The sequence below is a fragment of the Streptomyces synnematoformans genome (genome assembly GCF_039531005.1).
Lineage (GTDB): Bacteria > Actinomycetota > Actinomycetes > Streptomycetales > Streptomycetaceae > Streptomyces > Streptomyces synnematoformans.
The window spans coordinates 1-9,678 of sequence record NZ_BAAAPF010000271.1; the positions used below are offsets into that span (position 1 = coordinate 1).

The 9,678-nt window shown below is 77.3% G+C and carries 12 protein-coding genes; 5 read left to right on the forward strand and 7 right to left on the reverse strand.

Annotated elements, in window-relative coordinates; genetic code table 11:
- From ABD317_RS28540 to ABD317_RS28560, 5 genes are all read right to left on the reverse strand, one after another.
- The coding region (locus tag ABD317_RS28540) for a lysoplasmalogenase family protein (RefSeq protein WP_344293382.1) at positions 1-225 on the reverse strand (225 nt) is incomplete at its 3' end.
- A gap of 1 nt (position 226) precedes the next feature.
- Complete coding sequence (locus ABD317_RS28545) at positions 227-460, reverse strand: hypothetical protein (protein WP_344293384.1); 234 nt, start codon at positions 458-460, stop codon at positions 227-229.
- Positions 461-540: 80 nt separating this feature from the next.
- A complete protein-coding gene (locus ABD317_RS28550) occupies positions 541-1,428 on the reverse strand; it encodes a sigma-70 family RNA polymerase sigma factor (protein ID WP_344293386.1) in 888 nt (295 codons plus the stop codon).
- 307 nt (positions 1,429-1,735) lie between these two features.
- Positions 1,736-2,701, reverse strand: a complete 966-nt coding sequence (locus ABD317_RS28555) for a LysR family transcriptional regulator (RefSeq protein ID WP_344293388.1) — start codon at positions 2,699-2,701, stop codon at positions 1,736-1,738.
- Positions 2,702-2,879: 178 nt separating this feature from the next.
- Complete coding sequence (locus ABD317_RS28560; RefSeq protein WP_344293390.1) at positions 2,880-3,242, reverse strand: hypothetical protein; 363 nt, start codon at positions 3,240-3,242, stop codon at positions 2,880-2,882.
- A gap of 218 nt (positions 3,243-3,460) precedes the next feature.
- Here ABD317_RS28560 and ABD317_RS28565 point away from each other — a divergent pair, with 218 nt between their 5' ends.
- The 5 genes from ABD317_RS28565 (at position 3,461) to ABD317_RS28585 (ending at position 8,328) form a co-directional block, all read left to right on the forward strand.
- Complete coding sequence (locus tag ABD317_RS28565) at positions 3,461-4,690, forward strand: sensor histidine kinase (RefSeq protein ID WP_344293392.1); 1,230 nt, start codon at positions 3,461-3,463, stop codon at positions 4,688-4,690.
- The gene (locus ABD317_RS28570) at positions 4,687-5,376 is read left to right on the forward strand and encodes a response regulator (RefSeq protein ID WP_344293394.1); all 690 of its coding nucleotides are present in this window, start codon (positions 4,687-4,689) and stop codon (positions 5,374-5,376) included. The genes ABD317_RS28565 and ABD317_RS28570 overlap by 4 nt, the downstream gene beginning before the upstream one ends.
- Before the next feature lie 81 nt (positions 5,377-5,457).
- Positions 5,458-6,570: a DEDDh family exonuclease gene (locus ABD317_RS28575; protein WP_344293395.1), complete on the forward strand. Its 1,113-nt coding sequence runs from the start codon at positions 5,458-5,460 to the stop codon at positions 6,568-6,570.
- Between the two features lie 55 nt (positions 6,571-6,625).
- Complete coding sequence (locus ABD317_RS28580; RefSeq protein ID WP_344293396.1) at positions 6,626-7,567, forward strand: SURF1 family cytochrome oxidase biogenesis protein; 942 nt, start codon at positions 6,626-6,628, stop codon at positions 7,565-7,567.
- A gap of 5 nt (positions 7,568-7,572) precedes the next feature.
- A complete protein-coding gene (locus tag ABD317_RS28585; protein ID WP_027753490.1) occupies positions 7,573-8,328 on the forward strand; it encodes an SDR family oxidoreductase in 756 nt (251 codons plus the stop codon).
- Positions 8,329-8,379: 51 nt separating this feature from the next.
- Here the strand turns inward: ABD317_RS28585 and ABD317_RS28590 are convergent, their stop codons facing one another.
- Both ABD317_RS28590 and ABD317_RS28595 read right to left on the reverse strand, forming a co-directional pair.
- On the reverse strand, positions 8,380-9,105 hold the full coding sequence (locus ABD317_RS28590; protein WP_344293397.1) for a hypothetical protein: 726 nt from the start codon (positions 9,103-9,105) through the stop codon (positions 8,380-8,382).
- A gap of 5 nt (positions 9,106-9,110) precedes the next feature.
- Positions 9,111-9,678 (reverse strand): DUF6286 domain-containing protein (locus ABD317_RS28595; RefSeq protein WP_344293398.1); only part of this gene is annotated, 568 nt, incomplete at its 5' end.

Consider the following 9,678-nt stretch of genomic DNA (forward strand, 5'->3'; position numbering starts at 1 on the left):
CAGGCTGTACGCGGCGACCGGGCCGCGCAGCCCGGCGTCGAGCCCGGGCCACAGGGCGGCGACGCCGGTGGCCCAGGCGGCCGCGTACCCGGCGGCAAGACGCCGCTCCGGCCGGCCGGGCAGACGGGCCTGCCGCCGGAACAGCGTCAGGTAGCAGACGTGCCCGGCGGCGAACGCCCCCATCCCGGCCAGGAACGGCCCGTCCCCGCCCGGTTGCAGCAGCACGTCACCGGCCCACCCGCAGACCAGCCCGGCGACCAGCGCCCGCGGCGTGGCCGGCGAGGGCGGGCAGCAGCAGCGGCTTGGTCCCGTGCACGAGCCAGTCGACCCCGGCGAACTGCCCGGTCAGGTGCGCGGCGGCGACCGCCGCGAACGCCCCGGCCGCACCCCGCGCCACGGCGCCGCGACTCACCCGGGAGCGCCGGCGGGGACGGCGGGCGGGCACGGCGGCTTCGGTCACGGGCTCAGTCTGGCGCACCGGCCGCCGCATGTCTTCGCAGGTGGACCCGTCTCGTACGGAAACTCCGGGGGCCGCCGGCCCTACGCGGGACCTGCCGAACCTGCCGAACCCGCCGGATACGGCAGGTCCAGCCGCGCGAGCACGGCCGGGTCGAGGACGATCCGGATGGCGGTGATCCGCTCGTCGGCGACGGTGAACGCGAGGACCGCCTGCGGCGTGCCGTCCCCGTGCCACGCGACGAGCCCGGGTGCGCCGTCCACGAGCGCCGCCCGCCCCCGCGCGGCGGCACCGGCGGACAGCTGCGCGCCGGCGGTGACCCTGGTGGCGCCGAGGGTGACGACGGGGCCGGAGGGGGTGTCGACGGTCAGCCGCACCTCGGGGTGGAGGACCCGCAGCAGCTCAGCGAAGTCGCCGCCGCGGGCCGCCGCGAGGAAGGCGTCGACCACCGCGCGCTGCTCCCGCCCGGCGCCGGCCGGCGGCTCGCTCGCCCGCACCTTTCTGCGGGCGCGGCTGGCGAGCATCTTGGTGGCGGCGGTGGACTTGCCGAGGATCCGGCCGATCTCCTCGAACGGCACGGCGAACAGGTCGTGCAGCACGAACGCCAGCCGCTCGCCGGGGCCGAGCGACTCCAGCACGACGAGGAGCGCGAGCCCGACGGAGTCGGCGAGCACCGCGTCCTCCTCGGGCGCGGGGGCGTCGTCGAGCACCGTGACCTCGGGCAGGCGGTCGTCGCCGGCCGCCTCGGGGCGGGCCCGGCGGGACCGCAGGACGTCCAGGCAGATCCGGCCGGTGACGGTGGTGAGCCAGCCGGGGAGGTTCCGGATGGCCGCCGCGTCCTGGCGGGACAGGCGCAGCCACGCCTCCTGGACGGCGTCCTCGGCGTCGGCGTGCGAGCCCAGCATGCGGTACGCGACCGCGCGCAGCCGGTCGCGTTCGGCTTCGAAGACCTCGGTGGTGGGATCGGGCATGCGGTTACCTTCCACGGTTCTGCTCCGTCATGGGGGATGACGGGCCCGAAAGGGCTCCGGTAACCGACGAAGGAGCAGGACCGATGGAAGCGGGTGCCAGCCGGGTGGGCGGAAGACGTGGGACAGGCGCTCGCGCCAGTCGCCGGCCGCGCGTACGTCGAACAGCCGGTCCCAGACGATGAGGATGTCCAGGTAGGTGCCCTGGGCGATCGGGCATGTCTCGCACCATAGAGCGGAGTCCGCGGCTCCGCCAGGCGCGGTTACCGACCGGTTCGGCCGGCGGTCGCCGCGCGGCGGGCGGCGCGGGTCAGGCGGTGCGGGCGGGAGCCGGGGGGCGGTGGGGGGCGGGGGTGCGGCGCGGGCGCGGGGCGGGTGAGACGGGCAGCTGGTCGGTGTGCCGGCGGGCCAGGCGGAGGACCGCACGCAGCGTGGGTTCCGCCGAGCCCGGGACCGGGCGCCAGCGGGCCTCGATGGCCACCGGGCCGGGGCGACTGGCGAGCGGGAGGTCGACGAGCCCGCCGTCCTCCAGGTCCCGTACGACCGCCAGCCGCGGCAGCAGCGCCAGGCCGCGGCCGTGCGCCGCCAGCCGGCGCAGCGCGGGCAGGGAGCCGGCGGCCGTGGCGGCGCGGACGCGGCCGGTGAGGTCGCGGCTGAGGCGGTCGTAGAGCACGGTGGAGCTGCACCCGGGCTCCGCGACGAGGAAGTCGGCGGCCAGCACGTCCGCCTCCGTCACCTCGTCCGCGCCCGCGAGCGGATGGGCCGGGCCGGCAACGACCACGACCTCCTCGTGGCCGACGACGGCGCTGGGGCCCGGGGCCGGGCTGCCGTCGTCGAAGTGGAAGGCGAGGTCCAGCTCCCCGGCGGCCAGTTGCTCCGCCAGCAGCTCGCGCGGCCCGACGACGACGCTGATCTCCGCGTCCGCGTCCGGCCCGCCGGCGCCGTAGCCCAGCGCGGTGACGATGTCCGGCAGCCACTCCCCCGCCAGCGTCTCCGGCGCCCCGATACGCAGCCGGGGCCGGGCCGCCGCGGCGGCCCGGCGCATGCGCTCGTCGACCTCCAGCGCCTCGCGCGCGTACGGCAGCAGCCGGCGGCCGGCGTCGGTGAGGGAGGCGCCGGCGGAGGTGCGGACCACGACCGTCACGCCGAGTTCCTGCTCCAGCCGGCGCAGTTGGGCGCTGAGGCTGGACTGCGCGTAGCCCAGGCGCTCGGCCGCCGCGGATATCCCGCCGGTCTCGGCCACTGTCACGAAGGCGCGCAGATATCGTGAGTCCACCCTGGGATCGTGTCACCGCCCTCTTCGCCCGCGCCATCACTTTTTTGCATGGACGCGCCATACGATACGGCCCGCTCCCCGGCGCGAAGTCGCCGAGGGGGCCGGGGAGTTGACCGCCCCGGGGAACGGCCGCCGCGCGCCGGGGGCGCTCCCTCGTCGCCGCTCCCGGCGCGGGCCGTCACGCCGCGGCGTCGAGCCCGAACGCGTCCAGATCGATCCCGGACCACGCCAGCTCGATGAGCACGTCCACCGCCCGCCGGCCGTCCGGCACCTCGGCGATCAGCACCGCCGGGTCGGCGCCCAGCAGCGGCGGCACGTCGAGGACGAGCGCGAGCAGCCGCCGCGCCTCGGCGCGACGCGCGGGCCGGGCCAGCCGCAGCCGCAGGTGCCGGACGGGCCCGGCGGCCGCGGCCCACCGCCCGGCGCCGTCCCCCACGTCGTCCCGTACGCCGTCCCGCAGCGCTTCCCGTACGGCGTCCCGCGGCACCGCCGGCTGCGGGATCCGTACGCGCTGGTCTCCGGCTGCTCCGTGAAGGGGCATGGTGGGCCTCCCGTCTGCCGTGCACTGCCGGCCGTCCGGCGGCCGGCCGTCTTCAGGTTCCACGATCCGCCTCTCCCCGCGGTCCGTCATCGTCCGCCGAGCGGCTTGCGCGCTGCGGTCGGGGGCGTACGGGCGCGGCGCCTGCAACCTGCGCAGCAGCGCCCGCTGCGCCTGCCGGAGGACGCCTGACCGGCGCCGACTGGTCTACGGTGCAGGACATGACGGCGGCAGCGCAGACGGAGGCGAACAGCGAGCGCGCGGTCTTCCGCTACCTCACGACGGCGATCGAGGGCGGGCGGGAGTCGGCGCGCAACTCCCGCGTGTGCCCCAAGGACGCGGGCTTTGCCGCCGCCGTGGCGCTCGCCTCGGTGGGCACGATGCTGCTGGCGCCCGACGGCCGGCACGGCTTCGACGCGCTCGCCTGGGTGCTCGGCACGGTGGGCAGCGCGGCGCTGGTCGGCTCGCACCGCTTCCCGCGCACGGTGCTCGCGGTCACGGCGCTCGCCATGGTCGCCTACCAGCTCCGCGGCTACCCCGACGGCAGCCCGGTGCTGCCGATGCTGGTCGCCGTCTACCGCTGCATCCGGAGCGGGCACCGCGCCTTCTTCGTCGTCACCGCCCTCGCCACCCTCGCCGTCGGCCTCGGGTCGCTGCCTCTGCTCTCCCTCGGCGACGAGGCGCTGCGGGCGGCGCTGGAGAAGCGGCTGCTGTCGTTCGGCTGGGTGGTGGCGTGCGCGATGGGCGCCGCGATGCGCATCCAGCACGAGGCGATGCTCGCCCAGGCCGAGGAGCGGGCCGCCGAGAACGCGCAGCGCAGCGCCGACGAGGAGCGGCTGCGCATCGCCCGCGAGCTGCACGACACCCTCACCCACAGCATCTCCGTGATCAAGGTGCAGGCCGGGGTGGCCGTGCACCTGGCGAAGAAGCGCGGCCAGGAGCCCACCTCGGCGCTGCTCGCCATCCAGGAGGCCAGCGGCGACGCCGCCCGCGAGCTGCGCTCCACGCTGCACGTGCTGCGCAACGCGGACGGCGGCCCCGAGGCCGTCGGCCTCGAACGGCTGCCGGAGCTGGTGGAGCGGGCCCGGGGCTCCGGGGTGCCGGCCACGGTGGCCGTCGCCGGCGAGCGGGTGCCGCTCCCGGCGGAGGTGGACCGGGCCGCGTACCGGATCGTGCAGGAGTCGCTGACGAACGTCGCCCGGCACGCGGGACCGGCGGCGGTGGACGTGCACGTGTCGTACACGGCGGACAAGGTCGTCGTGCAGGTCGACGACGACGGGGGCGGCGATCCCGGGGCGCCGCCGCAGCCGGGCATCGGGCTGACCGGGATGCGCGAGCGCGTCACCGCGCTCGGCGGCGCCCTGCACGCCGCGCCCCGCCCGGAGGGCGGCTTCCGGGTACGCGCCGAGCTGCCGCTGCGGCAGCCGGGCGGGGCGGAGGCGGCCCCGTGATCCGGGTGCTGCTCGTGGACGACCAGGCCCTCATCCGGGGCGGGTTCCGGGCGCTGCTCGACGCCGAGGACGACGTCGAGGTGGTCGGCGAGGCCGCCGACGGCGCCGAGGGCGTACGGCTCGCCGTCCGGCACCGGCCGGACGTGGCGCTGGTCGACGTGCAGATGCCGGTGCTCGACGGCATCGAGGCGACCCGCAGGATCGCCGCCGACCCCGAACTGGCCGGCGTGCACGTCGTCATCCTCACCAACTACGGCGTCGACGAGTACGTCTGGGGTGCGCTGCGTGCGGGGGCGGCGGGGTTCCTCGTCAAGGACATGGAGCCGGAGGACCTGCTGCACGGCGTACGGGTCGCCGCCCGCGGCGACGCCCTGCTGTCGCCCGCGCTGACCCGCAAGCTGATCCTGGAGTACGTCTCCCGCCCGGCCGGCGGCGCGCCCGGCGCGGACGACGCGCTGCGCGACCTCACCCGGCGCGAGCGGGAGGTGGTCACCCTCGTCGGCGGCGGCCTCAGCAACGAGGAGATCGCCGCCCGGCTGTACATCAGTCCGATCACCGCCAAGACGCACGTCAGCCGGGCGATGACGAAGCTCGGCGCCCGGGACCGGGCGCAACTCGTCGTGATCGCCTACGAGACGGGCCTGGTCACCCCGCGCGGACCGGCGGCCGGGCAGCCGTCCGGCTGACCGCGCCCGGGTACCCGGGCGGCACCGCGGCGGGACCGGGGGGCGCGGCGTTGTCGGTGGCAGGCTCTATGCTCTGACCCCATGCTCGAAGACCGCGCGGCGCACCTGAATCCCCGTCAAGTCGCGCGGCAGCAACCGCTTCCGGGCACCGATCCGGAGGCACCGCGGCCGCCCCTCCCGCTGCCCGCGCCGGCCGACCCGGACAGCCGCTGGCCCGCCGACTACCCCGAGGCGTACGCCGTGGTCGACGTCGAGACCACCGGGCTGCGCTCCGACGACCGCATCGTCTCCGCCGCCGTCTACCGCCTGGACGCCCGCGGCGAGGTCGAGGACAGCTGGTACACGCTGGTCAACCCGCAGCGCGACCCCGGCCCCGTGTGGATCCACGGCCTGACCCGCGAGATGCTCGCCGACGCCCCGCTCTTCCCGGACATCGCCGGGGAGTTCGCGGCCCGGCTGGAGGGCCGGGTGCTCGTCGCGCACAACGCGGTCTTCGACTGGATGATGATCGCCCGCGAGTACGCCCGCGCCGGGCTGGCCGCCCCCGTGCGCCGCCGGCTGTGCACCATCGCGCTCGCCCGGCAGCTGCGGCTGTCGCTGCCCAACGCCCGGCTGGCGTCGCTGGCGGCCCACTTCGGCGTCGCCCAGCGCAGGGCGCACGACGCCGAGGACGACGCCCGTGTCCTCGCCGAGGTCTTCCGCCCCAGCCTGCGGCAGGCCGCCGCGGCCGGCGCCCCGCTGCCGCTGCTGGCCTGCCAGCCGCTGACGGAGTGGGCGGAGCAGGCGCCCGCCGGGGACGCCGGCGGCAGCCGTTCGCCGGGCGGGCACGGCGCGTACCAGTGGCGCACCTGGCGGCCGAACCGCCGGCTGCCCCCGTCCCCGTACCCCAACCCGGGGCGGTACGTGCGCGGCGGGCGGCTCAAGCAGGGCATGCGGGTGGCGTTCTCCGGCGACACGTCGGTGGACCGCAGCCTGCTGGAGGACCGGGCGGTCGAGGCGGGGCTGCACGTCGCGGGCAGCGTCTCGCGCTACACGAGCCTGCTCGTCACCAACGACCCGGGCGCGCCGACGAGCAAGGTGACCCGGGCCGCGGCACACGGCACCCCGGTGGTCGACGAGGCCGCCTTCCTGCACCTCATGCGGGACGTCGAGCCGGCGGACGCGCCGCCGGAGGGCACCGGAGGGCGGGGGTAGCGCACCCCGCCGGGGTCCCGTCGGGCGGCGGGGTGCCGGGGAGTACGGTCAAGGGGTGTACCGCTTCCTGTTGTCCCGCCAGTGGGTGCTCGTCACCCTGGTGGCCGTCCTGCTCATCCCGGTGATGATCCAGCTCGGCTTCTGGCAGCTGCACCGCCACCAGGACCGGGTCGCGCGCAACGACCTCGTCGCCCGGAACCTCCGGGCCGAGCCGGTCCCGGTGGAGCAGCTCGCGCGGGAGGGGCGCGGGGTCCCGCGCGAGGACACCTGGCGCCGGGTCACCGCCACCGGTTCGTACGAGCCGGCGGAGGAGGTCGTCGTACGGCAGCGGCTGGGCGCCGACGACAAGCAGGGCTACTTCGTCCTCACCCCGCTCCGCCTCGCCGACGGCGCCGCCGTCCTCGTCAACCGCGGCTGGGTGCCCGCGGGCGCCGACCTCACCAGCTTCCCCGAGGTGCCGCCCCCGCCCGCCGGCGAGGTCACCGTCACCGGCCGGCTCCGCCCGGACGAGACGACGGACAGCGGCATCCGCGACAAGGCAGGGCTGCCCGACCGCCAGGTGATGCTGATCAACAGCAGGCACCAGGCGGCCGACGGGCTGCCCGGCCCGGTGCTCGGGGGCTTCGTCGAGCTGACCGCCACCGAGCCGCGGCCCGCCGGAAAGCAGCCGGAGCCGGTCGGCGAGCCGGACCACAGCAGCATCGGGGTGCACATCGCGTACGCCATCCAGTGGTGGATCTTCGCGGCGGCGGTGCCGCTCGGCTGGTGGATTCTCGTACGCCGGGAGCGCCGCGACCGCGCGGCCGCGGCGGCCAAGGCCGCGCAGATGGCGGAGCCGGAGGAGGCGACGCAGCCGGAGGAGTCGACGCAGCCGGCGGAGGCGGACGGGCCCGCCGCGGCCGGGACGGCGACGACCGCGGAGGGCGCGGAAAAGCCGGCCGCGGACGACGAGCGTGCCCCATCCCTGGCGCCCGCCGAGCAGATGGCGGCAGACTGACCCCCATGGATCTTGGACTCAACGACCGCGCCTACGTCGTGACCGGAGGCTCTCGCGGCCTCGGTCTCGCCGTCGCCGAGCAGCTGCTCGCCGAGGGCGCGAAGGTGGTGCTCAGCGGCCGCGACAAGGACCGCGTGACGAGCGCCGCCGCCGCACTCGGCGAGTCCGCCGTCGGCGTCCCCGCCGACAACGCGGACCCGGCCACCCCGGACCGGCTCATCGCCGCGGCCCGGGAGCACTTCGGCCGTTTCGACGGCGTGCTCATCAGCGTCGGCGGCCCGCCCGCCGGCAACGCCACCGCCAACACCGACGCCGAGTGGGAGACGGCGTTCGACACCGTCTTCCTCGGCGCCGTGCGGATGGCCAGGACGGCCGCCGGCGAGCTGGAGGCGGGCGGGGTCGTCGGCTTCGTGCTCTCCGGTTCCGTCCACGAGCCGATCCCGGGGCTCACCGTCTCCAACGGGCTGCGTCCCGGGCTCGCCGGGTACGCCAAGTCCCTCGCCGACGACCTCGGGCCCCGCGGCGTGCGGGTCGTGGGGCTGCTGCCGGCGCGGATCGACACCGACCGGGCCCGCGAGCTGGACGCGCTGTCCGGCGACGCGGCGGCGGCGCGGGCGCGCACGGAGGCGAAGATCCCGCTCGGCCGCTACGGCACGCCGGAGGAGTTCGGCCGCACGGCGGCGTTCCTGCTGTCGCCGGCGGCGTCGTATCTGACCGGGGTCATGCTGCCGATCGACGGCGGCATGCGGCGGAGCATCTGAGCGGCGCGGGCGGCCGGACGGCGGGCACGGGCGCGGGGGCGCCGGCGGGTGTCAGGAGACGCGCTCCGCACGGTGCTTGGCCGAGCGGAACCGGATCTCCGCGGGCAGCCGCGCCAGGCCCACCGACGCGCGGGCCGGGGCGAGCGCCCGCTCCTCGATGTGGTCCACCGCCGCCGCGGGATGGGCGCCGGGGCCCAGCAGCACCCCGAAGCTGGCGCGGGGCGCGGTGCGGCGGCCGGTCAGGGTGACGCGGGCCCGTTCCACGCCCTCCAGGGCGCCCGCCTCCTCCGCGAGCACCTCCTCCAGCGCGGAGCCGCGCAGCAGGGCCAGCGGGGCGGCCGGCAGCGTGAGCGTGGCGGGACCGTCGGACCCGGCGCCGCCGGGGTCCGTACCCGGGTCCGGGGCGGGGTCCGTACCGGTGGCCCAGTCCCCGCCCGCGCCGCCGTCCGCACCGGACGGGCCCGCGGCGGGCGGCGCGCCGCCGCCGGTGTCGACGACGACCTCGCCGAGCCGGGCGCGGCGCAGCTGGGCGATCAGCCACCAGCCGCACAGGACCACGAGCAGCGACAGCCCGCCGATCACCGTCGGCCACCACCAGCCCGCGTCCCGCCAGCGCAGCCGCGTGCCGCGGCTCAGCAGCACGTCGTCGGGGCCGTCGGCGTACGGCGCGAAGCCCGGCCGCGGCAGGTCGAGCCCGGCGACGAGGACGGCGACCCCGGCCGCGGCGACCGCGACGCCGGTGAGGCCGAGCAGGATCCGGTTGACCACACGCAGCATCGCGCTCACCCCTTCGCCGGCGGCCGGCGTACGTGCACGGACAGCTCCGGCGTGCGGGCGAGGCCGAGTTCGCGGATGCCCTCGCCCAGCACCGCGGCGAGGTCGGCGCGTACGTCGTCCAGCTCGCGGAAGTGGGCCTCGGCGCGGGCACCGACCCGGTGGCGGCCCACCGTGACCCGCACCGAGCGCACGCCGGAGATCTGCATCGCCCGGTCGCGCAGCACGACCGCCGCCGCCCGCCGGTCGAGCCCGGCGCGCAGGTCCGGCGAGGCGTGCCGCATCGGCAGCACGCCGCGCAGCCCCGGCGTGACGGCCAGGAGCACCAGCAGGGCGCCGAGCAGCACGGCCAGGCCGGCGGCGGAGAGCACCCAGGGGTCGTCGAGCGGGCGGGCGGCCAGTTCGTCGGCGACGCGGCGCCGCCAGCGCATCGCGGGCCGCTCGGTGCGTACGGCGACGATGTCGTAGAGCAGCAGCCCGACGTCCGCGGTGGCCGCGGCGGCGGCCAGCGCGGCGGGCACGCGGCGTACGGACCAGAAGCGCTCCGCCGCGTCGCCGGGCCCGTCGCCCGCGCCG